Origin of the sequence: Gillisella taibaishanensis (genome assembly GCF_001938985.1) — a bacterium.
GTDB classification, from domain to species: domain Bacteria; phylum Pseudomonadota; class Alphaproteobacteria; order Rhizobiales; family Rhizobiaceae; genus Allorhizobium; species Allorhizobium taibaishanense.
In genome coordinates, this window is the sequence record NZ_MKIN01000021.1 from 198,325 (window position 1) to 223,169 (window position 24,845).

Below are 24,845 nucleotides of genomic sequence, written 5' to 3' on the forward strand. Positions count from 1 at the left end.
TTTGATCTTTCCTTGAAACTTCGATTGCTAAGAATGGGATAACAGGAATGGGCGGTTTAGGTCAGAGCCGCTCGCCCGCGAGATGAGCGACTTGCGCGCCCGCTTCGTAATAGGCTTCTTTCAGCGCCCGCAACGGCACGGCCTCGACGTCGCTGACCGGAAGCGGCAGATCCGCCTCGCCGATCTCGCCCAGAACCAGTTGCGCCAGTGTCCGCCCGAAACTGGTGCCCGGTGCGATGCCCCGGCCGTTATAGCCGCTGAAGCCGACGACACGTTTGGCAAAGCGGTGGAAGCGCGGTACGGCATCCGTGGTCATGCCGATCTTGCCATACCATTCGGCTTCAAACTCGACCTCGCCAAGATGCGGAAACAGCCGCTTCAGGCTGCGCATGGCCCAGGCGCGATGCACTGTCGCTCCACCGTGGCGCAGCGCGCCGACGCTGCCGAACACCAGCCGACCGGACTGATCCATGCGGAAGGAAGAAAGAATTTCCTTGGTATCCCAGCAGCCTTCGCGGCCGGGCAGAACTGAGCGGCGCAGATTGTCGCCCAAGGGCTTGGTGGCGAAATTGAAATAGGGAAGATGCATCTGCTCTTCCCGCACGCTTTGCCAGGGGCCGGTGGAATAGGCGTCGGTAGAGACGATGATCCAGCGGCAGGAGACATGACCGGCGGCAGTCTTCACCAGCCAGTTTTCGCCTTCCTTCACCGTCTCGGTCACTGGACTGCCGGTGAAAATCCGCACCCCGGCCTTGATTGCCGCCGCGGCCAGACCGCGGGCATAGGCAAGCGGCTGCAGCGTTCCAGCGCGGGGATCAAACAGCGATCCAAAATAGCCCGAGCTTCCCACCCGGCGCGCGGTTTCCTCAGCAGACAGCAGCTCGACAGGTGCGCCGCGCGCCCGCCATTGGCGATGACGGTTCTGCAATTCTTCAAGACCATCGGCACCAACAGCGAGATGCAGCGTGCCATTGGTTTCCAATTCGCAGGCAATCCCGTGCTTTTCAATGGTCTTACGCACCAGCAGCGGCGCGTCCCCCAGTTGCTGCAGCACCCGTTCGCCATGGACAGTGCCGAGCACGGAGGCGAGATCATCGGGCATCACCCACATGCCGCCATTGATCAGCCCGACATTGCGGCCGGCGCCGCCAAAGCCGATCTCGACGGCTTCCAGCAGCACGACCGGAACACCGGCCTTGGCCAGATGAAGTGCCGCCGAAAGCCCGGTGTAACCGCCGCCGACCACGACAACGTCGGCAATGAGATGCTCGGTAAGCGGAGCGGTCACAGGTGCCGGCGGCGCGGTGCGCTCCCAAAGGCCGTGCGAACGTGGATTCCCCTGCATGACGGTCCCTCTACGTCGGATCAGCAAAGCCATTGCCTGCCGCCCGACTGTGGTTTTTGCTTGTTTTGGCAACTCAAGTCTAGCAACTGCATAGCCGGTTCGCCAGAGCGCGCCTATCGCTGTTTGTGCAAGAGTTCTTTCCCAGACGGAATGACCTTTGCCGAAAAACGGCCTATAGCTTCACATCGACCACACACCGACCGACCTTGGACCCGCAATGCAAAGCCCGCGCCGTTTCCTGCCTTCCCTACAACTTCTCTCCGCGTTCGAAGCGGCGGCGCGCACCGGCAGCGTCACGGCGGCCGCGCGTGAACTCAGCCTGACGCAGAGTGCGGTCAGCCGGCAGATCAAGGCGCTGGAGGAACAACTCGGCGTCGAGCTTTTCCACCGGGAACGCCAGACGATCCGGCTAACGGCAGGCGGCAATATCTATGCTCGTGAAATCCGCGATGCGCTTAGAATGATCAGCACCGCCTCGCTGACGTTGAAGGCCAATCCCTTTGGCGGCACGCTCAATCTCGCCATCCTGCCGACTTTCGGCACCCGCTGGCTGGCACCGCGCCTGCCGGGTTTTCTCAACCAGCATCCCGGCATCACCATCAATCTGGTCACCAAGCTGTCCTATTTCGATTTCCGGCTGGAGCCTGTCGACGCCGCCATTCATTTCGGGCTGGCGGACTGGCAGGGTGCGGAAATGTCGCTGCTGCGCTCAGAAACGGTCGTGCCCGCCTGCAGCCCTGGCCTGCGCGATACCTATCGCTTCGAGAGCGCTCATGACGTGCGCGATGCGCCTCTGCTACACTTGACCACTCGGCCGGACGCCTGGGAGCGGTGGCTGCGGGCCAACGGCGCCGAGGCCGACCAGGTACGCGGCATGCTGTTCGACCAGTTCGCCACGGCAGCCCAGGCGGCGATGGCGGGTCTTGGCGTGGCATTGCTGCCGGAGTTTCTCATTCAAGAAGAGCTCGCCTCGGGCCGTCTGGTCAAGGCAATCGACCGTCCCATGCAAAGCGCGGAAGCCTATTATCTTGTCTGGCCGAACGAACGGGGCTCCCACCCGCCGCTCCAGGCTTTCCGGGACTGGATTCTCGCAGAAACAGCGCCGGACAGGAGCTGAATTGCGCGGTTCCCGCGTCGTGCGCTTCTACTGAAACAAAATTGAGCAGGATAATTTACTGCATATCAGAGAGGCGATAGCAGGTTTATGCGTTTTTGAGCCGCCTCTTGCTGCGGTTGCGAAATAGGCTTGATTTCCTGATCCATTCAACTCTATTCTCCAGATGTTCTCAGGGCGGGGTGCAATTCCCCACCGGCGGTATCGGGCATAGCCCGGAGCCCGCGAGCGCTTTCAGGGGTAGCCTTGAAAGGTCAGCAGATCCGGTGAGATGCCGGAGCCGACGGTATAGTCCGGATGGAAGAGAGCACGCAGGAAGCACTGTGTCTGGAGGCAACTCCATGCATAGCGTTGATTGCTGTTCGCCCAAGGGAAAATTTGCCGCGTCCGCGCGGTGTTGCAATCGGTTCGCTTGCTTGTCAGCAAACCGGGCGGCGATGTGCAAACCCTTGAAAGGCTAGAAGATGACTATTGCAGCAAGACTTGAACCCAACCGCATCGCCGTAATCCGTGCCCGCTGGCATGCCGGCATCGTCGATCAATGCGTAAACGCCTTCGTTGCCGAATGGCAGGCACTGGGCGGCACGGCAAGCGAGATCGACATTGTCGACGTGCCCGGCGCCCTTGAAATTCCGCTTCATGCCCAGACGTTGGCAAAGACCGGCAAATACCGCGCCATCCTCGGCTGCGCGCTTGTTGTCGATGGCGGCATCTACCGTCATGATTTCGTCGCCGGCACGGTTCTCGATGGCATAATGCGCGTGCAACTCGACACCGAAGTGCCTGTGCTGTCAGCGGTACTGACCCCGCATAATTTCCAGGAAAGCGAAGCCCACATTGCCTTCTTCCGCGATCATTTCGTGATCAAGGGCAAGGAAGCCGCCAACGCTTGCAAGGCCATTCTGGCCGCCCGCGCCGAAGTCCTGGTATCCGCCATCTAACACAAACAGCCCGGAGCCAGTACGCTGGCTCCGGGCTGTTTTCGTCAATGTCAGTTTGTCACAGGTTGCCGAGCAGGTCGTTCACCCGGCCCTCGGCGTCCTTCAGAGCAGCGTCGACATCCTTCTGACCGGACACGGCGGCACTCATTTCTTCCCCGATAATATCCTGGATCGGGAACTGCCGCTGGACCTGCGACGGCAGCGGACGTCCTAGCGTCGCCACGGCCGATACCGTATCGCGATGCGGCAGGGCCTTGAAAGCATCCGAAGTCAGAACCGCCTGCACGGCCGGCAGATGGCCTGTGCGCGACCACTCGAAATCATTGTCTACGAAGAATTTCAGAAAGCGGGCGATAGCCTTTGTCTGCTCGGGCGTCCGGTCCTTCACCGAAACCGCCCAGGTATGGCCGTCGGCATATTGGGCATGATCACCGGAAAACAGCTGCGGATAGGGATAGACGGCATAGCCGCCCTTGTTCAGTGCCGTGCCCGGCTTGGCGGCGGACGCGTTATAATCACCGATCACCCAGGTGCCGTTCAGATGCACGCCACCGGCGCCGGCGAGGAAGGCAGTTATCGAGGCGCCGTAATCCATGTCCTTGGTCGTATAGCCCTTGGCATAGATGGTGCGGTACATCTCGACGACGCGCTTGGCTTCCGGCGTATCGAGCTTTACATGCTTGGGATCGGCAAAGAAGTCTGAATTCTGCTGGAACAGATAGGTGTAGAGATTGCGCATATAGAGCGCGGTCTCATTGGCGAGGTTCTGCACGAAATAGGGCTTGCCGGTCTTCTGCTTGAACTGCTCGGCCTGAGCCAGCAGCTCTTCCGGCGATTTCGGCAGGATCGGCGTACCATCAGGATTGACCAGGCCCGCCTGTTTAAACAGGTCCATGTTGATATGGTAGAGCATGGTCCAGCTGTCGATCGGCAGGCCGTAGAACTTGCCGTCCTTGGTCGCGCCCTGCCTTGCCGCCTCGGTGAAGGTATCAGGCTTGATGCCCTGCGACGCCAGGAGATCGTCGAGCGGCATGATAAGCTTCTTGGACTGGTAATCCGACAGCGCCGATTCATGGATGGTGACGATATCTGGTGGGTCGTTGGAGGCAAATTGCGCATTCAACTGGTCATAGCCCGGCCACTCCACCGTCGCGACGGAAACGTGAATATCCGGATTGTCGGCATTGAACTTGTTGATCAGCGACGTGATGATACCGCATTCACCAACCGATTTGCTGACATCGGTATTGCTGCCATATTCGGCGTCGCAGGCGCCAAAGAAGCGCTGGATGTTCAGTTCCACAGGGTCTGCCGCAAAGGCGGCGGGCGCCGTCATCATCGCCAACACCGGAATGACGGTGCGGATCAGTTTCCTATAAGCTACCATTGTCCTTCTCCTCCCATTACTTTTGCATTCTCATCGCACCGCGGCTCCCGACACGGCCGTGACGATATATTTCTGGAAAAACAGATAGATGATCAGGATAGGCGCGCCTGCAAACACCGCCTGCGCCATGAGATAGCCAATACCCTCCGACTGGCCGAAATTGGTCTGGGTGGAGGCGAGGCCCACTGTCAGCGTGTACATGTCCTTCTTGGTGGCCGAGATCAGCGGCCAGAAATAATCGTTCCAGGATCCGAGAAAGGTGAAGATGCCAAGCGTTGCCTGAGCCGGCAGCGTCAGCGGCAGCAGCACTTTCCAGAAGATCTTCAGCCGACTGGCATTGTCGAGCAGCGCCGCCTCATCCAGATCGCGCGGAATGGCGCGGAAATACTGGGTCATCAGGAACACGCCGAAGGCGCTGGACAGGCCGGGCAGGATCAGCCCCGGATAGGTATTATGCAGGCCAAGCATGCTGAAGATCTGATGGCGAGCGACCAGTACCGCCTGTTCAGGCACCGCGAGCCCGAACAGCACGACGACGAACAGGATATCGCGGCCCGGGAAATTGAGCCGGGCAAAGCCATAGCCGGCGAGCGACGACAGTATCAGCGTGCCCAGGGTGAGGCTGACCGAGACGATCAGGCTGTTGAGCACCCAGCGGAACACCGAGGACGTGTTGATGATATTGATGTAATTGCCGATGATATAGGGCGCATGGAACACCGAATTGGGATCGGCCATCAGCGCGCTGTTTTCTTTCAGCGACAGGCCGATCACCCAGAGGATTGGCAGCACCATCACCAGCGACAGCAACACGACCAAGGCGAGTACGATTCGGTCGCCAAGACGGCTATGGGAAGACGAAAAGCCGCTCATGCCACCTCTCCTTTGCGTCGGGTCACAAGATACTGGCCCATCGCGGCAAGCAGGATCAGAATGAACAGCACTTCGGACGCCGCCGCTCCAAGACCGAGATCCCAGCGCCGGAAGGTGACTTCGTAAATGTAAAGAACGATTGGCCTGGTCACATTGTTCGGCCCGCCCCTGGTCATCAGCAGCGCTTGGCCAAACAGCTGGAATTGCAGCACGATCTGGATAATGACAACGAGAATGAAGGTGCGCTTGATCGACGGCAGGGTGATGGCCGTCAGCGTACGCCAGCGGCTGGCATTGTCGAGTGCCGCCGCCTCATAGATATCGCCGGGGATCTGTTGCAGGGCCGAGAGAAACAGCATCATCGGCAGGCCGAGGCACCACCAGACCGTGGCGATGGCAATCGCGATCATCGCCAGATCAGGATCGGACAGTGCCGCCGGAGCCTGAGCTCCGAACCAGCCGAAAATTGTCGCCAGCAAACCGAATTGCGGGATGAACACGATCCGCCAGATCAGCGTAACGATGGTGACTGACAGCACCGATGAAGCGAAGAACAACGTGCGAAACACCGCTGCGGAGCGCGTATTGCGGTTGAGCGCCAGCGCCAGAAACAGGCCGAGCAACGCAAGGGCCGGGACTGTCAGCAGCACGAAGTAGAACGTATTCCAGATCGACTGGATGAAAACCGCATCGCGAAACAGCCTGACATAATTGTCGATGCCGACAAAACGGCCGCTCGAGAACATATCGGCCTTATGAAAGCTGAGCCAGATGCCCCAGATCAGCGGAAAGACCAGCAGTGTTGAAAAGAACAGCAGATACGGCGCAACGAACACGGCGTTGCGCCAGCGTGGCTGATGGATGCTGAAAGAGGAGACGGCGCTACACGGCATTGGACAGTGCCTCCGCATGAAAGGCCAGCCCCTCGCCGTCAAACAGATGCGCCTTCTCACCTTCAAAACGCAAGCCGACGGGGTCGCCGATCTTCAGTTGAGTCTGGCCTGGCGCCGCCGCAACGACGCTCTGGCCATCGATGAGCCGCGTATAGATAAGTGTACGATCACCCAGCCGCTCCAGGACCTCAATGACGCCATCGGCATCGCCAGCACCTGGTGGTGTGACATGGACGGCTTCGGCACGAATGCCGAGCGCCACGGCTGACGCGGATCGAGATGGATCAATGGCAGTGGAGATCGCGACATGCTGGCCGCAGCGGGCAACCATGCCGGAGCCCGAGGGCTGCAAGCCGCTCACATCGAGAAAATTCATCGCGGGCGCGCCGACGAAACCGGCGACGAAGCGCGTGGCGGGCCGCTCGTAGATCTCCATCGGTGTGCCGATCTGCTCGATACGGCGGTTGTTCATGACGACGATCCGGTCAGCCAGCGTCATCGCTTCGGTCTGATCATGAGTGACGAAGATCATCGTCGAGCGCAGCCGCTGGTGCAGTTGCGCCAGTTCGATCCGGGTGCGGGTGCGTAATGCGGCGTCAAGATTGGAGAGCGGCTCGTCAAACAGGAAAGCTTTCGGCTCCTTGACGACGGCGCGGCCGATGGCGACGCGCTGACGCTGGCCGCCGGACAACTGGCCCGGCTTGCGCTCCAGCAGGTGGCCGATTTCCAGCATCCGTGCCGCCTCGGCAATCCGATCCTCGATCATGGCGCGCGAAACGGCGATGTTTTCAAGCCCGAAGGCCATGTTCTGCTTCACCGTCATATGCGGGTAGAGCGCATAGGACTGGAACACCATGGCGACGCCGCGCTGGCCGGGCGGCAACGCATCGATCCGCGCGCCATTGATGCTGATCTCGCCGCTATCGACGCTTTCAAGCCCGGCAATCATCCGCAGCAAGGTCGATTTCCCGCAGCCGGACGGGCCAAGGAACACGACGAATTCATGGGCTGGAATGGACAGGGAAAGCCCATCCAGCACAGTCATGGCGCCATAGCTCTTGCGGACATTGCTGATTTCGATCTGCGCCGTCATTGCTACCTCCTCCCAAAGGCCAGATGCTGAAAGCCGCTATTGCGCTGCCGGCTGCAGCTTGATCCGGATCATCTGGTAGGACATCGGCGGGAACGTACCGGCAAGGCTGGCACCATCGATCACGAGGCCATCGCCCGCGCGCGGCGCGACTTCCATCATCTGCTCCAGCGAGTTGACCGCCTTCAGGTCGGCATGGGTCATGACCTGGTAATCGGCAATAGACGGTGCGGCGGCAAAGCCCTGCAAATCGAAAGCCGTTTCGATCGCCGTCTGCGACCGGTTGACCACGAAGAAGCTCAGGAAGCCACCCTCGGCATCATGAACGGCTGCGACATCGAGACTGTCGACTTCACCGATATCAGCGACCTCATAGGTCGGGCTCTTGACCCTGAGATCAAGCGCTGTGCCGCGGCCATAGCGGGAAGCAAACATATAGGGGTAGAAAATCGTCTGCCGCCATGCTTCACCACCGGGCGCCGTCATGATCGGCGCAATCACGTTGACCAGCTGCGCCAGGCAGGCGATCCGCACCACGTTGGAACGGCGAATGAAGGTGTTGAGGATCAGGCCAACCTGCAGCACATCCTCGAAATTATAGATGTCTTCGAGCAATGGCGGCGCAAAGGGCCAGCCATCATTGCCTTTCAGGATTTTCTCGTCCTGCTCCTTGGAATGGTACCAGACATTCCACTCGTCGAAGGAAATGTAGACGTCCTTCGAAGACCGCTTCTTGGCCTTGATGAAGTCGATCACGCCGGAAACCGAGACAATGTAATCGTCCAGCTTCTTGTTCTGGGCGAGATAATTCGGCGTGTCGCCTGCCTTGTTGTCGAAATACATGTGCAGGGAAATGTAATCGACCTCATTGTAGGTATGGTCGAGAACGGTGGCCTCCCACTGCGGATAGGTCGGCATTTTCGCGTTCGACGAGCCGCAGACGATCAATTCAAGCGAGCTGTCAAACGACCGCATCGCCTTCGCCGTCTCATGGGCCAGACGGCCGTATTCGTCAGCCGATTTGTGGCCGATCTGCCAGGGGCCGTCCATCTCGTTGCCGAGGCACCAAAGCTTGACATTGAAGGGCTCTGCTCGGCCGTTGCCGATACGCAGATCGCTCCAATAACTGCCGCCGGGATGATTGGCATATTCGAGAAAATTGCGGGCTTCATCCAGCCCGCGCGAGCCGAGATTGACCGCCAACATCATTTCCGTGCCGACCGAGCTGCACCAATCGGAAAACTCGTGCAGACCCACCTCGTTGCTTTCAGACGTATGCCAGGCAAGGTCGAGGCGAACCGGACGCTGATCCTTAGGACCAATACCGTCTTCCCAGTTATAGGCCGAGACGAAATTGCCGCCAGGGTAGCGCACGATCGGCACATCGATTTCACGCACCAGATCGATTACGTCCCGGCGCATGCCGTTTTCATCAGCGGTAGGGTGCTCAGGCTCATAGATGCCGGTGTAGACCGCCCGGCCGAGATGCTCGATGAAGGAGCCGTAGAGCCTGGGATCGATCTCCGCAATGCTGTAATCGGCATGCGCCAACACGGTCGCCTTCATAGTCATCCTCCCATTTATATCGTATTTTTTGATTTAAAACACCTTCTCGGATATACAATCGCGATTTTCAGAGTGCGTCAAGACAGAAAACACGGCAATCGGGCGTTAATGAATGCTGCATCACAGCAAAAAAGCTCAATGACAACAGTATGACAGCCAGATGAAGGTCCTGACAAAAGCACCTGAATAAAGCCGACACCTCCGCGCATCGAAATCAGAAATGCGGATATTCAAGCTGTCCGGATGCGCAAAACGATATCCTGATCGTAATTGCCGAAACCTCGGCCGAAAATGTTGATGCCACCGGGATGGCGAGCGTCATCGCGCACGCCGATCCGCACTCGAATCGAATGGTGGCCGAGCAGATCGATGGCGTCGAGATCGATGGACGAAATCTTCACGCCGTCGACAAAAGTGCCTTCAGCGCTGATCCGCCAGTTCTTCAGCTTGCCATATTGCGAGCCCTTCAGTTTCCACCATCCCGGGGTATAGACACCGCGCTTGTCGCCGAAATCGCCAGGAGAAGTCCAGGTGCCGACATCGGTGCCGTTGATGGAGAGCGTGATGTCGGAAGGCCAGTCGGCGCTGGTGCCGGGGACTTCGGAACTGAGCTCCATGGCAATCTCGATTTCCCGGATCTGCGCGCCGGAAAGCTTGGCATTGTTGGGAAATTGATATTCGACATAGCCCCGGGTGAACCAGATCAGCCCGGCCTTCATCCTATCAGGATCAAGGAAAGTATTGGGCACATCGAGCAGCCCGATAATGCCGTCTGGCGAGCAGAGACCACAGGGTGCCGTCACCTCGTAGCTGGTATAGAGGCCGATCGGCATCGACACTTCAATGGCATTTGCGTCGATCTCCCGCCGGTCGCTTTTGAAGACGACCAGCACTTCCTCCGCCGTTGGATAACAGATTTTCTGGCTACCCTTGCGCGCCTTCTGGCTTTCGGTGCGGATCAGCCCCGCCTCTTCCAGCACCTGCAGATTAGTGGAGACGGTGGATTGCGGCAGGGACAGGTGTGCGGCGATGTCATTGACATTCATCGCGCCTTTTTCATGCAGCAGCTTGAGCATCGATACCCTGAGCGGCGATGCCAGCCCCTTGAGAACAGCCATTCCCTCTTCCGGGTCAATCACAAGGAAATTTCTGCTCATGGGCTGATATCAATCCGAAAAGAAGGTCTCTTTCGGATTGATATCACGAATCCTGATTGAATCAACGCCGGCTACGGATCAGAGTTGCTTCAATTCATCGGCCTTCTCACCGATGTCGAGAAACAGTCCGGTCATGATCCGCATGCCCTCTTCGGCGATGGAAAGAAGCGCGTGCTCGTTCGGCCCATGCTGGCCGCATTCGGCATGGGCATGCGGCACCCAAATGGTGGGAAGACCGAGAATATCGGTAAAAGCGTCGTTTGGCAGCGACCCGGCCAGATTGGGCAAGACATGCACGGCCTTGCCGCTGGTGCGGGCAAGGGATTGCTCGACGAAACGCACCCAGGGATGATCGGGCGAAAAGCGCGTTGCCCGGAACGCCTCTCCGCGCGCCGCCTCCACCGCAACCATCGAGAAGCCATTGGCGTCGAGATGCTGGCGCAATGCCGGCAGAATGCCATCCATATCCGTGCCGACCACGAAGCGTAGCTGGCAGGTGGCACGGGCCGAGCCTGAAATCGCATTCTGCGGCGCGTTGATATTGCCATTGGACATGGCGAGCACGGCAAAGGAATTCCAGCCGAACACCCGCTCGGAAGGCGTCAGTTCCGCTTGTCCCCAATCCGGGTCGTGCCGGCGCGGCGGCAGGTCCTTCAGCGCGGCTTTGATATCGTCCGTCAGGCTGTTCGGCAGCCATTCCGGGATCTGGATCTGGCCGCGCTTGTCGACGATAGTTGCAATCGCGTGGGAGAGAATGATGGCGGGATCGGTCAGCAATCCACCGAAATTGCCGGAGTGATGGTCGCCGTCGCGCAGATTGACGATCAGGTTGAAGGCAAAACCACCGCGCGAACCCATGAACATGGTCGGCGTATCCACCGCCAGTCGCGGCCCATCCGAGGCTATCAGCACATCGGCGGCCAGCGCCTCGCGCTTTGCTTGGAAGAACTCCCGCAGACCATAGGAGCCGGTCTCCTCAGCCATTTCAAGAATCAGCTTGACGTTGAAGCCGAGCTTGCCGTTTTCCCGCAAGATCAGTTCCAAGGCCTTGATGTTGATCAGATGCTGCATCTTGTTGTCGGCCGTGCCGCGCCCGTAGAGCTTCTCACCCTCTTGATGCAGCACGAAAGGCTCGAGCCCCTCGCGCCAGCGATGCGCCTCGCCATTGCAGACATCGCCATGGCCATAGATCAGCACGGTCGGCAGCGTCTCGTCCTCGATCAGGCTTGCCAGCAGCAGCGGCGCGCCGCCTTCTCTCGGGTTAGGAAAAATCTCGCTCTTGAAGCCGAGCGAAGCCAGCAGCGGCTGGATGTCTTCGTTTAGATAGGCCTGCAAATCCTCCGGCTTGCCTTCGGATTGACTGACAGAGCGGCGCGCGACCAACTGCGCGAGGTCACCGGCCAGCTTACCGCTGAGCGCGTAGTCGGAAGCGTTGCGAATGAGGATCTCTCTGGTCATGAAAAAAGGCCTTATGTTCGTTACCGACATCTAAAATGGATTTAAGCGAATAGGGCTGTGAACCACAGCCCGCGCCTGATCAGCGGATCAACCACCGTCCTTGCGCAGCGTGCGCGCCAAGGCCCGATGCCGCTCCTGCGACTTTTCAATATGCTGGCGCATGGCGGCCCTGGCGCCATCGCTGTCCTGCGCCGCTATGGCATCGGCTATGCGGCCATGCTCCTCCACGACCTGCGACAGATAGGTCTCGCTGCGCGATGACGCGAGGTTGGGCAGGTTGGAACGGGGAATAGCCTGCGGCCCAAAACTCTGCAGGGCGCTGAGATAATAGCTATTGTTGGTCGCCCGGGCGATCGCCAGATGAAAGTCGAAATCTGCCTTCGACGTGGGCGCCTTCTCGGCCACGAGATCGGCCATCATTTCATGGGCCGCGCGGATTTCGTATTCCTGGGCCGACGAGCGCCTGACCGCGGCAAGCGCAGCTGCTTCGGTTTCGATTGCCACCCGAAATTCCAGCATTTCAAGCGTTTTCGGTATGGTGCGCTGCTCTTCCGAACTCAGGCGCAGTTCCTGGCCCGGCAACTCGTCGGCTACAAACACGCCCTTGCCCTGGCGGGCATCGACCAGGCCAGCGGCACGCAGCTCCGCCAGTGCCTCGCGGATGACCGTGCGGCTGACGCCAAAGCGCTCGATCAGCCCCGGCTCAGTCGGCAACTGCGTGCCGATCGGCAGGTGTCCGGCCAGAATATCGGCCCTCAGTGCCTCGATCACACTCTCGGCAAGCCTTGGTTTGCGCTGCGCTTCGCTCGGGGAAGGAGCCTTGGCCATGCATATCTCCAGATTTCCTGCCGATGCCGGCTGGACAGGTGTTTTAATTCATATTATGACTACGCTCGAAATCATGATACGACTAGGGCGTAGTCATTATAAAGCACGAGGACAGCCGTCCGTTCAAGCCTTTCGCGAGAAAGATCGTGCGGCACGGTTCAGTTGAACGGAGAAGAGTGGAGCATGGAACCCAACAAATTGAAACAGGCGCTTGGCGCCGGTCTGCTGTCCTTTCCGGTCACGCCTTTCGATGATGCTGGGGAATTCAACCCCGATGCCTATGGCGCCCATATCGATTGGCTTTCGGGCTTCGACGCAACAGTACTGTTTGCCGCAGGCGGTACCGGTGAGATGTTCTCTTTGTCGCCGGACGAAATTCCGCGTATCGTCGCCATAGCCAAGGCCGCATCGAATGGGACGCCGATCGTTGGCGGCTGCGGTGGCGGCACGAGAGTCGCCGTCGAAATCGCCAAGGGCATTGAAAAAGCCGGTGGCGACGGCATCCTGCTCCTGCCGCAATATCTGATCGATGCACCACAGGCCGGTCTCTACGCCCATGTAAAGGCGGTCTGCGATGCCGTCGGCTTCGGCGTCACCGTCTACAACCGCGACAATTGCGTGCTACAAACCGAAACCATCCAGCGGCTGGCAGATGACTGCCCGAACCTGATCGGCTTCAAGGACGGAACTGGCGAGCTTGGTCTGGTGCGCCGCATCACGGCAACCATAGGCGATCGACTGACCTATATCGGCGGCATGCCAACAGCCGAACTGTTTGCCGAAGCCTATCTCGGCGCCGGTTTCTCCACCTATTCCTCCGCCGTCTTCAATTTTGTGCCGCAACTGGCCTGTGATTTTTACAAGGCGCTCCGCGCTGGTGATCGGGCAACCTGCGAGCGCATTCTCAACGATTTCTTCTTCCCCTTCATGGATCTGCGCAGCCGCCAGAAGGGCTATGCGGTTTCGGCCATCAAGGCCGGCGTACGCCTGCAGGGTTTTGCTGCCGGCAAGGTGCGCCCACCACTGACAGATCTGACGGAGCAGGAAGTCGACATCCTGGCCCAGCTGATGGCCCCCTGGAAGAAATAGGACCAAGCCGCGTGGCAAGGCACCGGGAGCGCGCCCTGCCACACGGCTCGCATGAGCAGAAAATGGGTTCGGGAGGAACAGGACAATGAAAACAAACAGATTTTTGGCGACGGTGGCGCTTGCTGCCCTGATGGGCATGCCGGTGGTGAGCCTCGCCCAGGATTACCACCAGGCACCGGCGCTGGATGCGCTGGTCAAGGACGGCAAATTGCCGCCTGTCGAAAAGCGCCTGCCGGAAAATCCGCGTGTCGAGGACATGGTGGAAAAGGTCGGCGTCTACGGTGGCTACCAGACCGGCGGCCTCGTCGGCGGCAACGACCGCAACGCGCTGGTCAAGCTGACCGGGTATGAACCGCTGATGGCCTGGGACCGGGAATGGTCCGGCAAGATCATCCCGAATGTCGCGACCTCCTATAAGGCCAGCGACGATGCCACGACCTTCACCTTCGAGCTGCGCAAGGGCATGAAATGGTCGAACGGCATGGATTTCACCGCCGAAGACATCGCCTTCATGGTCAACGACGTCCTGCCCGATGACAAGTTGTTTCCCGCAAAGCCCGCCTGGCTTCTCGTCAATGGGAAGCTGCCGGTTGCGACCGTCGACAGCCCGACCAGCGTCACCATCAAGTTTTCCGGCCCGAACGGCCTGTTCATGATGAATGTGGCAGGCGTCTTCGGTACGCAGTTGACGCTGATGTCGAAGCAGTATTGCAGCCAGTTCATGCCGAAATTCAATCCGGACGCCGAAAAACTGGCCAAGGATGCCGGTGATGCCGGCTGGGTCGAGCATCTCAGCAACAAATGCGGCTTGGAAATCGAGCAGGTCCAGCGCTGGCGCAACCCCGACATGCCGGTGCTTGGCCCCTGGAAGATCAAGGACCCCTATGTCTCAGGCGCCACTCAGGTGACCTTCGAGCGCAATCCCTACTACTTCAAGGTCGACCCCGCCGGCAATCAGCTGCCGTACCTCGACGGTGCGCGCTACAGCGTCAATTCCGATGTGCAGACCGTGCTCTTGGCGGCCATGGCCGGCAAGATCAACTATCAGGAACGCCATATCGGCGTGAACCAGAACCGGCCGGTGCTGAATGAGAGCGCCGATAAGGGCGGCTATGAGCTGATCGACCGGGTGACCGGCCAGGGTGCCGACACGTCGTTTGCCTTCAACATGACCCACAAAGACCCTGTCATGCGCAAGATCTTTGGCAATAAGGATTTCCGCGTCGCCATGAGCATCGCCATCGACCGCAAGGCCGTTATCGATGCAGTTTATCTCGGCCTCACTCAGCCAAAGCAGGTGGCGCCGAACGAAAACACGCTTTACGCCAACGACCGCCTCGCCCATCAATATCTGGATTACGATCCTGACAAGGCCAACAAGCTGCTCGATAGCATCGGTCTCGGCAAGAAAGATGCCGACGGGTTCCGGTTGCGGCCAGATGGCAAACGCCTGACCTTCACGGTCATCACGCCTGCGGCACTTTCCAACTGGGGCGATGTCGCCGAACTTGTCATCCGCTATTGGCAGGCTGTCGGCGTCGATGCCCGCTTCCAGTCGATGGACCGCACCCGCTACTATGATCTCAAGAGCAATAACGACCACGATGTCGCACTCTGGTCCGGCGAAGGCTACGGTGTCGACGCGCTTCTCGATCCGCGTCTCTATATGCCTGTTTCGTTGGAATCCAACTTCGCCATCGCCTGGGGCAAAGCCTATCTGAAGATGCAGGGCGGCGAGGAACCACCGGAAGCAGTCAAGAAGCAATGGGCGCTTTACGACCAGATCAAGTCGACAACCGATCAGGCCAAACAGACGGCATTGTTCCAGCAGATCCTCGATATTGCCGCAGACCAGTTCTACACGATTGCGATTTCATCACCGCCTGCCGGTTTTGCCGTCAAATCTAAGAACCTGCACAACGTCATGAACAACGCGCCGACCTCCTGGATCTATCCGAGCCCGGCACCCAGCAATACGGAACAGTGGTTCATCCAGAACTAAGAAAGCTCCTCCCGACTTCGGGGCGTCGGCCGGGCGGCATACATGACATCCATGTGGTGTTGACCGGCCCGGCGCCCCGAAGGGAAGCCTTGGCAATTCCTCGCTCCCGCCCGCCGGGCAGGAGCGCAAGACCTGAAAGGATCGTCGATGTTACGGTTCATCACATTGCGCGTGCTGGGCATGATCCCCGCCATGTTCGCCATCTCGCTCCTGACCTTCGTGGTGATCCAGTTGCCACCCGGCGACTTCGTCTCGACGCTGGCCGCCCAGGCTGCCGAGCATGGCGACACCATGACGCCCGAGCAGCTGGAAACGCTGCGGGAACGCTATGGCATTGGTGAGCCGATCATGACCCAATATGTTCACTGGGTCGGCGGCGTGTTGCAGGGCGATTTCGGCTACTCCTTCGAGTGGAACCAGCCTGTCAGCCAATTGGTGATGCAGCGCATGGGCATGACAGCACTTGTGGCCTTCATCACCCTGATGTTCGTGTGGCTGACAGCTCTGCCGATCGGCATCTACTCGGCGGTGCGCAAATATTCACCCGGCGACTATATCTTCACCCTGCTCGGCTTCATCGGCATGGCGATCCCGAATTTCCTGCTCGCCATTCTCCTGATGTATGTGGCGACCATTCGCTTCGGCCAGAGCGTCGGCGGGCTGTTTTCACCCGAATATGCCAATGCACCGTGGTCGCTGGCAACGATCGGCGATTTCCTGAAACATGTCTGGATCCCCGTGATCATTCTCGGCGCCAGCGGCACCGCGGCGCTGATCCGGGTGATGCGCGCCAATCTGCTCGATGAATTGCGCAAGCCCTATGTCGAGGCGGCGCTTGCCAAGGGCCTGCCAGCCAGGCGCGCCATCCTGCGCTATCCCGTGCGGGTCGCCATCAATCCCTTTATTTCAACGGTCGGCTGGGTTCTGCCGACGCTGATTTCAGGAGAGTTGATCGTCTCGACCGTGATGAACCTGCCGACCGCCGGCCCGCTTCTGCTGCAAGCCCTGAAATCCCAGGACATGTATCTGGCCGGCGCCTTTCTCTTGATGACCGGTGCGCTCGTTCTTGTTGGTACGCTGTTGTCCGACATCTTGCTTGCCATCGTCGATCCGAGGATCCGTCTGACATGACAGTGACATTATCCGCTCTCCCCCCGGCCGCAGCCCCGAACGAACCGTTGCTCGACAATCAATCGACCGGCGACCGCATGGTGGTTGCTTCGCAATGGGCGCTGATGTGGTTCAAGTTCCGCCGCCATAAGCTGGCGATGATTGGCCTGGTTGCCACGGCGCTGATCTATTTCCTGGCGATCTTCGCGGAATTCCTGTCCCCGGCCCTGCCGAGCACTTTCAAGCCGCAATATACCTTTGCGCCGCCGCAGCCGATCAGCCTGTTTCTCGACGGCAAGTTCCTGCCGCATGTGAAGGGCTATAAGAATGTCGTCGATCCGAAATCCTTTACCCGCGTCTTCAAGGTCGACGACGCCGCCATCATTCCCATCGAGTTCTTCGCGCGTGGCGAAAACTATGACATGTGGGGCCTGTTTACGACAAATCTGCACCTGATCGGCCCGGTCGATCACAACAAGCCCTTCTACCTCCTGGGCGCCGATCGGCTCGGCCGCGATCTCCTGTCGCGCGTCATCTACGGCACCCGGGTTTCCATGTCGATCGGCCTGATTGGTGTGTTTCTCAGCCTGGTCATTGGCCTGATCCTCGGTGGCATTTCAGGCTATTTCGGCGGCATGATCGACAGCGTCATCCAGCGCACCATCGAATTCATCCGCTCCATCCCGACCATTCCGCTCTGGCTGGGACTCGCGGCCGCCATGCCAAAGGACTGGTCGTCGCTGAAGGTCTATTTCGTCATCCTCATTATCCTGTCATTGATCGGTTGGACCGAGATGGCACGTGTCGTGCGCGGCCGCTTCCTGTCGCTGCGCACCGAGGACTTCGTAACCGCCGCGAGACTTGACGGCGCCAGTGAAATGCGGGTGATTGCCCGTCATATGATGCCCTCTTTCACCAGTCATATTATTGCTGCGGTAACGCTGGCGATCCCGACGATGATCCTGGCCGAGACCTCGCTGAGCTTCCTTGGCCTCGGCCTGCAACCGCCAATCGTCAGTTGGGGCGTGCTGTTGCAGGACGCCCAGAATCTGCGGGCGCTGACGCAGGCGCCCTGGCTGCTGGCACCCGGCGTTGCTGTTGTCGTCGCCGTGCTCAGCCTGAACTTCCTTGGCGATGGCCTGCGCGATGCGGCCGATCCCTATTCGTGAGGTAAGACCATGACCACCAGCTCTAAGCTACTGTTGCAGGTCAAGAACCTCAGCGTCGAATTTCCTGTCCATCGCCAGGTCATCCAGGCCGTGCGCGATGTCTCCTTCGATGTCTACGAAGGCGAAACGCTCTGTGTGCTCGGCGAAAGCGGCTCGGGCAAGAGCGTGACGGCCCGCGCCATCCTGAAGCTGTTGGCCGATCCCGGACGGCTGACATCAGGCGAAATCCTGCTTTCTGGCGCCGAAGGCAAGCCTGGCTACGATATAGCCAAGCTCAAATCGTCAAGCGAGGAGATGCAGTCGATCCGGGGCGGCCAGATCGCTATGATCTTCCAGGAGCCGATGACCTCGCTGTCGCCGGTTCACCGCATCGGCGAGCAGATCATTGAGGCGATCTTGCTGCATGAGAAGATGGACAAAGCGCAGGCCCGCAGCCGTGCCATCGAGCTTCTGCGCCAGGTGCGCATTCCCGATCCGGAAACCGCCATCGACCGCTATCCATTCGAATATTCCGGCGGCATGCGCCAGCGCGCCATGATCGCCATGGCGCTGTCTTGCAATCCGCGCCTGCTGATCGCAGATGAGCCGACCACGGCGCTCGACGTCACCACCCAGGCCGAAATTCTCGACCTGATCGTCACGCTGCAGCGTGAGCGCGGCATGGCGGTGCTGTTCATCACCCATGATATCGGCGTGGTCGCCGAAATCGCCGACAGGGTGATGGTAATGTATCGCGGCGAAAAGGTTGAAGAGGGTCTTGCCGAACAGGTGCTACGCCGCCCGGCCGCCGCTTACACGGCCGCCCTTCTCGGCGCGGTGCTGAAGCTCGAAACGCCGCTGCCCCGGCGCACGCTGCCGGCCGCCGCAAAGCCACTGATCTCAGTATCGGATCTCGAACTGCAATTCGGTTCGCGCCGCCGCTGGGGTGTGAAGCAGACGTTCGGGGTCAAGGCCATCGATGGCGTCAGTCTATCGCTGTCGCCGGGCGAAACGCTTGGCATCGTAGGCGAAAGCGGCTCGGGCAAGACGACGCTTGGGCGCACCATGCTGCAAATCTACAAGCCGACAGGCGGCCACGTGCATTATGCCGATGCAAACGGCCGGGAGGTCGATATCGCCAAGGCGTCGCGCAACACGATGCGCCATCTCTATACCGAAATGCGCATGGTGTTTCAGGACCCGCATTCCTCGCTCAACCCGCGCATGACCGCGTTCGAGACAATTGCCGAGCCGATGCGGATGATGGGGCTGTCGGCCAACCAGATGCGTGAGCGGGTGGAATATCTGCTCGACCGCGTCGGCCTGCCGACCAATGCCGCCAACCGCTATCCGCATGCCTTTTCCGGCGGCCAGCGCCAGCGTATTTCCATTGCCCGTGCCATCGCGCCCAATCCAAGACTGATCATCGCTGACGAGCCGACCTCGGCGCTCGACGTGTCGCTGCGACACCAGGTGCTCGACCTCTTGGCCGAGATCCGGGCGGAACTCGGCATCAGCTTCATCTTCATCAGCCATGACATCACCGTCGTACGCTATTTCTGCGACCGGGTGGCCGTGATGCAGAAGGGCAAGATCGTCGAGATCGGCGATGCCGACGAGATCTGCCTCCGACCACAGCATCCCTATACGCAAAAGCTGATCACCTCGGTGCCGCAGCCCGACATGTCGCGCCGGCGCAAGCCGCTGTTGGCACCATCCGCTCCCTCCGTCGCCCGGGAGGCCTGATGCACGAATTCACCGCCCGACCGCTCGACCTTCCCGCCGTTGGCGTTGCCGAAAGCCCGCAGTGGCACGAGGATGCCCTTTGGTATTGCGACATCGAGGCCGGCGGGTTGCTGCGGTTCGATCCTGAAGATGGCAGTCTTAAGCGCTGGACGATCGATGGAGCGCTTGGCTCCATTGCCCCAACAGATGGCGGCTTTATTGCTGGCACGTCGCGTGGGTTCGAGCGCCTGTCCATCATCGGCGATCAACTGGAACGGACGCTGCTTGCGGCTCCATTTGACGCGAAGCCCGGCACCCGGATGAATGATGGTATCGCCGATCCCGCTGGCCGATTCTGGTGTGGAAGCATCGAACCGGAACGGCCGGGCCTTGGGCGGCTGTTCTGCCTCGACAAGGGCAAAGTTCGCGTGGTGCGCGAAGGATTTCGCACCGTGAACGGGCTTGCCTTCACCGCCGATGGACGGCGACTTTTCGTCTCCGACAGCCATCCCAGTGTCTGCAAGGTCTGGACTGTCGCGCTCGACGATGATGGCATTCCCATCGGCAACTTCACTCTATTTGTCAACCTCTCCGAATTCGGCGGACGTCCTGATGGCGCGACGGTGGATGAGGACGGCCGTTACTGGATTGCTGCGTCGGATAGTGGCCGGGTTCTGCGGCTAGGGCCTGACGGGCGGCCCGATATGACAATTCATGTCCCGACCACAAACCCGACAAACATCACCTTCGGCGGCCCGAACTACCGGACAGCCTATATCACCAGCCTGAAGCCAGGCGGCAAGGGCAATGCCTATGCCGGCATGGTGTTCACCGTAGACCTGCCCGTTGCCGGTCGTTCCCCAGACCGTTACATCTGCTGACGACGTATCGCAGAAAGAGAACAAGAGCATGACCCGCCTTCTGATCACGGGTGCCGCTGGCACGATCGGTACCGTCCTTGCCCCTGAACTAACCGCTCTCGGCTATGATCTCGTGCTGAGCGACCTCAAGGATGACGTGGCGCGTGGCATCAGGGGTGCCGATCTCACAGATCTCCAAGCGATGACGGACATCATGCAGGGTGTGGATGGGGTCGTACATCTCGGTGGCATGGCCAATGAAGCACCGTTCGAAGTCGTGCTCGACGCCAATATTCGCGGCACCTATCATGTCTTCGAAGCCGCCCGCCGCCTTGGCATCAAGCGCGTCGTCTTTGCCAGCTCCTATCACGTCGTCGGCTTTCATCCCTTCCGCGAGCCGCTTGACGAGACGGCGCCGATGCGGCCGGACAGTTTCTACGGCCTTTCGAAAGCCTATGGCGAGTTGCTGGCCCGGACCTATCACGACAAATGCGGCATCCAGTCCGTATCCGTGCGGATCGGCTCCTGTTTTCCGACCGTGCGCAGCCCGCGCATGCTGACCACCTGGCTCAGCATCGGCGATTTTGCCCGGCTGATAGATCGTGCCTTTACAGTCGAGGAACTCGGCTGCCTGATGGTCTATGGCGTCTCCAATAACGAGCGCGGCTGCATGGTCAGCAGTGATGCGGCAAAGCTCGGCTGGGCCGCTGAAGACCGATCCGAAGATGCCCCTATGGATCCGCAGCCGGAGAGCGAAGTGATCGGTCCGCTTCTCGGCGGCCCCTTCGCGGAAAAAGATCTGCCTCGGGCCTGAACTGGAACCGCAGGCGGCCGCCGGCGTTTGGTGAGATAGTTAAATCGGACGGCGAGAGCGCGAGGCTCAACCGCCCGCGCTGGAGTATCCACTTGACAATGCATGACAATTCCCATCGCCTTCTGCTGCGTAAGGCCGGCCTCGTCTATGTCAACGATCAGGAACCCGGCATTACTCGGGAACGCAAGGGGCGCGGCTTCTGCTATCGGATGCCCGACGGGAGCCTGCTCTGCGACACCGAGATCCGCAAGCGCATCAAGACCCTCGGCCTGCCGCCCGCCTATCGCGATGTCTGGATCTGCATGCTTGACAATGGCCATCTGCAAGCGACCGGCATCGATGCGCGCGGGCGCAAGCAATACCGCTATCACACCGACTGGCACGCGCTGCGCGACGAGAAGAAATTCCACAGCCTGGCGGCCTTCGGCGAGGCCCTGCCGCGCATCCGCCGTCGTGCAAGGCGGGATGCCGAGCAGACGGAAGATGGCGAGATCGCCACGCTCGGTGCCTTGGTTCTGCTGCTCGATGCCGCCCATCTCAGGGTCGGTAACAAGGCCTATCTCGAGGAAAACGGCACCTATGGCGCCACAACACTTTTAAAGCGTCACGTGTCCTTCGGTGACATGATGGAACTGCATTTCACCGCCAAAGGCGGCCGCAAGGTCCGCCACCGGCTGCGCGCTCCACGTCTCCAAAAAATCCTCGAGCATATTGCCGACCTGCCGGGCCGGCAGTTGTTCGTCTGGAAGGACAGTGACGGCGATGTGCATCCGGTCGATTCCGGCCGGCTTAACCGTTATCTCTCCGAACTGGCCGGTGAAGGCATGTCGGCGAAAACCTTCCGCACCTGGGGCGGCAGTCTCGCCGCCTTCGAATGTGCCGTAGCACTCCTTAGTGAGGATACCGTCCCCTCGATCAAGGCACTGTCCGAGGCCTCGGCCATGAAGCTCCTGAATACCCCGGCCATCAGCCGCAAGAGCTATATCCATCCGCAGATCCTGGCGCTGGCTACCGAGGAAGACGCTCGCATGCTTTTGAAACGGCAATTGCAGGAGCCGGTCAAACCGCCCGAAGGCCTGCGGGTGTCGGAGCAGCGGATGATTGCCTATCTGGAAGCCGCCTGACGGGCGATCGCCAAGCGGCAACGCAGCTCTCCTATCTTGTTTTCGTTTGTCTTCTCGGAAAACCGGTTCCCACTTTTCCCGGACAACCCCTATTCCATATGGAACACAGGTTCCATCATCGCCCACCATTCGCCTTCCGCCCGGGTTTCGAGCGGGGCCTGACAGGGAATGCAGAAGGACCACCATTCCTGGTTTTTCGGATCAGCGGCCATGAGGGCCATGTCAGCCTCGTAATCGCTGCCGTGATATTCATAATAGCCAAACAGCAGATTTTCCGGCTCGCGCAGGAAGATCGTGTAGTTGCGGATATTGCAGCGAGTGAGCAGAGCCAGAATCTCCGGCCAGACGGCGGCGTGCAGTTCCTTATAGGTCGCGACCATGTCCGGCTTGACCCCGAGCACCATTCCCATTCGCTGCATACTAGGCTCCCAATACATTCAGCCGGTAAAAGGCAATGGCATTATCGCCAAAGACAGCACCATGATATTCCTTGGGCACGATGGCCTCGCAATAACGCAGCCAGGCAAGATAATCGCTCGCCAGTCGCACCACAGGCCAATCGCTGCCCCACAGCACTCGCGCAGGCCCAAACAGGTCGAGAATGGTCTCGATATAGGGCCGCATGGCCTCGGACTTCTGGTCGCCGGCCTCGACAGGCAGGCCGGATAGCTTGCAATGCACACCCGGATGGGCAGCGAGATCCGCCATCGCCTTGCGCCAGCCAACGAAACGCCCCTCGCCAATCTCCGGCTTGCCGCCGTGGTCGATCACCATCCTCAAATCAGGATGGCGCTCGACGAGATCGAGGATCGAACCAAGATGGCGCGGCTTAACCAATGCATCGAAGGCAAGATCATGGGCGACAAGGCTTTCGAGTGCCGGGCGAAGCTCCGGCCTCAGGATCCAGCCATCATCTTCGAGGTCCTGCAGCATCGGCCGCAACCCCTTGAACAAAGGATTGGCAGCCCGGGCTGCAATCTGCTCGCCCGCATCAGGAGCGGCGAGATCGACCCAGCCGACAACGCCTTTGACGAACGGTGTCGTCTCAGCCAGATCCAGCATGAAATCCGTATCGGCGGTGCTTTCCATGGTCTGCACCAGCACGGTGCCATCCATGCCTGCTTCGCTGAGCAGAGGCGTGAGATCGGCAGGTCCGAAGTCGCGATAGATGGCCTCAAGCTCAGGCGGCGGCCATTGGCCGGCCCTCGCCTTCAGCTGCCAGAAATGTTGATGGGCATCGATCCGCATGTCAGGACGCCTGATCCGGCAGGACCGCCTCGGCATCGACCAGATTGCGAGCCTTCAACTCCGCCCAGAAGTCAGCGGGAATGGCCTCTTCGATCCAGTCGGCATTGGCGTTGAGTTGCGATGCATTTCGCGCACCCGACACAACGGAGACGACAGCCGGATGCGCGAGGGGAAATTGCAGCGCCGCCGCCTGCAGGTTGACGGAATAACTGTCGCAGACCTGCTGCAGCGTCTCGACGCGGGCAAGAAGTTCTGATGGCGCCTCATCATAGTTGAACTTGCGATTGCCGGCGAGAATGCCCGAGTTGAACGCTCCGGCCACAACGATTGCTGTTCCAGCCTTCGTGCAGCGGTCGAGGAAGCCACGGCTCCCCTGTTCCAGCAGCGTGTAGCGGCCGGCCAGCATGGCCACATCGACGTCGAACACGTCCATCGCCCGCGCAATCACTTCCCATTCGTTGACGCCGAGTCCAACGGCCTTGGTCGCGCCTTCGTCACGCAGCCGCGCCAAAGCCGTGAAGCCGCCGCCATCGGTCAGTTGCGACCAGTAATGCGCGTCTTTTTCACCATGGGTGACGGGGCCGATGTCGTGGATGTAGAGAATATCGGGATCGATCACGCCCAACCGCTTCTGGCTATCCTCGAAGGAGCGCAGAATGCCGTCATGGCTGTAATCATAGACGCCGCGAAAAGGCAGCGGCGCAACAAAGCCATTGGCCTCTTCGCCGATGGTGGCGTCGGGCACCATCAATCGCCCGACTTTGGTGCTGACCACGAACTCGCCACGCGGCTTGTCGCCCAGCATCGTGCCGAGCCGAAGTTCCGAGCGGCTATGCCCGTAATGCGGGGCGGTGTCGAAATATCTGACGCCCCGATCCCAGGCCGCATCGAACGCGCCTTTGGCCTCTTCATAGGGCGTTAACCGATAAAGATTGCCCATCTGGGCGCAGCCGAGCCCCATGATAGATGTCGACAGGTCGGCGCGGGGCAGTTTGCGGGTCGGAAACAGCGTCATGACAGGGGCACCTTCACAAGATTAGGCCGCGCGTCCGGTCAAAGTTTGTCAGGGAAAA

22 protein-coding genes and 1 riboswitch are annotated in these 24,845 nt (G+C 59.9%); of the genes, 10 read left to right on the forward strand and 12 right to left on the reverse strand.

Annotated elements, in window-relative coordinates:
- Positions 1–61: 61 nt before the first annotated feature.
- The gene (locus BJF91_RS08185) at positions 62–1,345 is read right to left on the reverse strand and encodes an NAD(P)/FAD-dependent oxidoreductase (protein WP_075614528.1); all 1,284 of its coding nucleotides are present in this window, start codon (positions 1,343–1,345) and stop codon (positions 62–64) included.
- Positions 1,346–1,562: 217 nt separating this feature from the next.
- Between BJF91_RS08185 and BJF91_RS08190 the strand changes: the two genes are divergently transcribed.
- Positions 1,563–2,462 carry a LysR family transcriptional regulator gene (locus BJF91_RS08190; RefSeq protein WP_075614006.1) on the forward strand — a complete coding sequence of 300 codons (900 nt, stop codon included), beginning with the start codon at positions 1,563–1,565 and terminating at the stop codon, positions 2,460–2,462.
- Positions 2,463–2,623: 161 nt separating this feature from the next.
- Positions 2,624–2,772: riboswitch (FMN riboswitch) on the forward strand.
- Positions 2,773–2,923: 151 nt separating this feature from the next.
- The gene (locus BJF91_RS08195; protein ID WP_075614007.1) at positions 2,924–3,400 is read left to right on the forward strand and encodes a 6,7-dimethyl-8-ribityllumazine synthase; all 477 of its coding nucleotides are present in this window, start codon (positions 2,924–2,926) and stop codon (positions 3,398–3,400) included.
- A gap of 58 nt (positions 3,401–3,458) precedes the next feature.
- On the opposite strand, the gene BJF91_RS08200 is transcribed toward BJF91_RS08195, so the two are convergent.
- From BJF91_RS08200 to BJF91_RS08235, 8 genes are all read right to left on the reverse strand, one after another.
- Complete coding sequence (locus BJF91_RS08200; RefSeq protein WP_075614008.1) at positions 3,459–4,787, reverse strand: extracellular solute-binding protein; 1,329 nt, start codon at positions 4,785–4,787, stop codon at positions 3,459–3,461.
- 30 nt (positions 4,788–4,817) lie between these two features.
- Positions 4,818–5,660: a carbohydrate ABC transporter permease gene (locus tag BJF91_RS08205; RefSeq protein ID WP_075614009.1), complete on the reverse strand. Its 843-nt coding sequence runs from the start codon at positions 5,658–5,660 to the stop codon at positions 4,818–4,820.
- Positions 5,657–6,553: a carbohydrate ABC transporter permease gene (locus BJF91_RS08210; protein WP_139310631.1), complete on the reverse strand. Its 897-nt coding sequence runs from the start codon at positions 6,551–6,553 to the stop codon at positions 5,657–5,659. Before BJF91_RS08210 ends, BJF91_RS08205 begins: the two co-directional genes overlap by 4 nt.
- Positions 6,543–7,646 (reverse strand): ABC transporter ATP-binding protein, encoded by a 1,104-nt coding sequence (locus BJF91_RS08215; RefSeq protein ID WP_075614011.1) that lies wholly within the window; start codon positions 7,644–7,646, stop codon positions 6,543–6,545. Before BJF91_RS08215 ends, BJF91_RS08210 begins: the two co-directional genes overlap by 11 nt.
- Positions 7,647–7,682: 36 nt before the next feature.
- Positions 7,683–9,209 (reverse strand): arabinosylfuranosidase ArfA, encoded by a 1,527-nt coding sequence (gene arfA / locus BJF91_RS08220; protein WP_075614012.1) that lies wholly within the window; start codon positions 9,207–9,209, stop codon positions 7,683–7,685.
- A gap of 230 nt (positions 9,210–9,439) precedes the next feature.
- A complete protein-coding gene (locus BJF91_RS08225; RefSeq protein ID WP_075614013.1) occupies positions 9,440–10,366 on the reverse strand; it encodes an ArsR/SmtB family transcription factor in 927 nt (308 codons plus the stop codon).
- A 78-nt stretch (positions 10,367–10,444) separates the two neighbouring features.
- Positions 10,445–11,824, reverse strand: coding sequence for a M20 family metallopeptidase (locus BJF91_RS08230; RefSeq protein ID WP_075614014.1), 1,380 nt, complete (start codon positions 11,822–11,824; stop codon positions 10,445–10,447).
- 87 nt (positions 11,825–11,911) lie between these two features.
- On the reverse strand, positions 11,912–12,652 hold the full coding sequence (locus BJF91_RS08235) for a FadR/GntR family transcriptional regulator (RefSeq protein WP_075614015.1): 741 nt from the start codon (positions 12,650–12,652) through the stop codon (positions 11,912–11,914).
- Positions 12,653–12,835: 183 nt separating this feature from the next.
- On the opposite strand from BJF91_RS08235, the gene kdgD reads away from it, so the two are divergent.
- From kdgD to BJF91_RS08275, 8 genes are all read left to right on the forward strand, one after another.
- The gene (kdgD, locus tag BJF91_RS08240) at positions 12,836–13,741 is read left to right on the forward strand and encodes a 5-dehydro-4-deoxyglucarate dehydratase (protein WP_075614016.1); all 906 of its coding nucleotides are present in this window, start codon (positions 12,836–12,838) and stop codon (positions 13,739–13,741) included.
- Between the two features lie 85 nt (positions 13,742–13,826).
- On the forward strand, positions 13,827–15,743 hold the full coding sequence (locus BJF91_RS08245; RefSeq protein WP_075614017.1) for an ABC transporter substrate-binding protein: 1,917 nt from the start codon (positions 13,827–13,829) through the stop codon (positions 15,741–15,743).
- Positions 15,744–15,890: 147 nt separating this feature from the next.
- Positions 15,891–16,874, forward strand: coding sequence for an ABC transporter permease (locus tag BJF91_RS08250; protein WP_075614018.1), 984 nt, complete (start codon positions 15,891–15,893; stop codon positions 16,872–16,874).
- Positions 16,875–16,951: 77 nt separating this feature from the next.
- Positions 16,952–18,022 carry an ABC transporter permease gene (locus BJF91_RS08255; protein ID WP_075614529.1) on the forward strand — a complete coding sequence of 357 codons (1,071 nt, stop codon included), beginning with the start codon at positions 16,952–16,954 and terminating at the stop codon, positions 18,020–18,022.
- A gap of 9 nt (positions 18,023–18,031) precedes the next feature.
- A complete protein-coding gene (locus BJF91_RS08260; RefSeq protein WP_075614019.1) occupies positions 18,032–19,747 on the forward strand; it encodes an ABC transporter ATP-binding protein in 1,716 nt (571 codons plus the stop codon).
- Positions 19,747–20,607 carry an SMP-30/gluconolactonase/LRE family protein gene (locus BJF91_RS08265; protein ID WP_075614020.1) on the forward strand — a complete coding sequence of 287 codons (861 nt, stop codon included), beginning with the start codon at positions 19,747–19,749 and terminating at the stop codon, positions 20,605–20,607. The genes BJF91_RS08260 and BJF91_RS08265 overlap by 1 nt, the downstream gene beginning before the upstream one ends.
- A 28-nt stretch (positions 20,608–20,635) precedes the next feature.
- Positions 20,636–21,400, forward strand: a complete 765-nt coding sequence (locus BJF91_RS08270; RefSeq protein WP_075614021.1) for an NAD-dependent epimerase/dehydratase family protein — start codon at positions 20,636–20,638, stop codon at positions 21,398–21,400.
- A gap of 98 nt (positions 21,401–21,498) precedes the next feature.
- Positions 21,499–22,524, forward strand: coding sequence for a DNA topoisomerase IB (locus tag BJF91_RS08275; RefSeq protein ID WP_075614022.1), 1,026 nt, complete (start codon positions 21,499–21,501; stop codon positions 22,522–22,524).
- Positions 22,525–22,613: 89 nt separating this feature from the next.
- On the opposite strand, the gene BJF91_RS08280 is transcribed toward BJF91_RS08275, so the two are convergent.
- From BJF91_RS08280 to BJF91_RS08290, 3 genes are read right to left on the reverse strand one after another with little or no spacing between them, the layout of a single operon-like run.
- The gene (locus BJF91_RS08280) at positions 22,614–22,943 is read right to left on the reverse strand and encodes an L-rhamnose mutarotase (protein WP_075614023.1); all 330 of its coding nucleotides are present in this window, start codon (positions 22,941–22,943) and stop codon (positions 22,614–22,616) included.
- A 1-nt stretch (position 22,944) separates the two neighbouring features.
- On the reverse strand, positions 22,945–23,772 hold the full coding sequence (locus tag BJF91_RS08285) for an amidohydrolase family protein (RefSeq protein WP_075614024.1): 828 nt from the start codon (positions 23,770–23,772) through the stop codon (positions 22,945–22,947).
- Position 23,773: 1 nt separating this feature from the next.
- Complete coding sequence (locus BJF91_RS08290) at positions 23,774–24,787, reverse strand: aldo/keto reductase (protein WP_075614025.1); 1,014 nt, start codon at positions 24,785–24,787, stop codon at positions 23,774–23,776.
- Between the last annotated feature and the right edge of the window lie 58 nt (positions 24,788–24,845).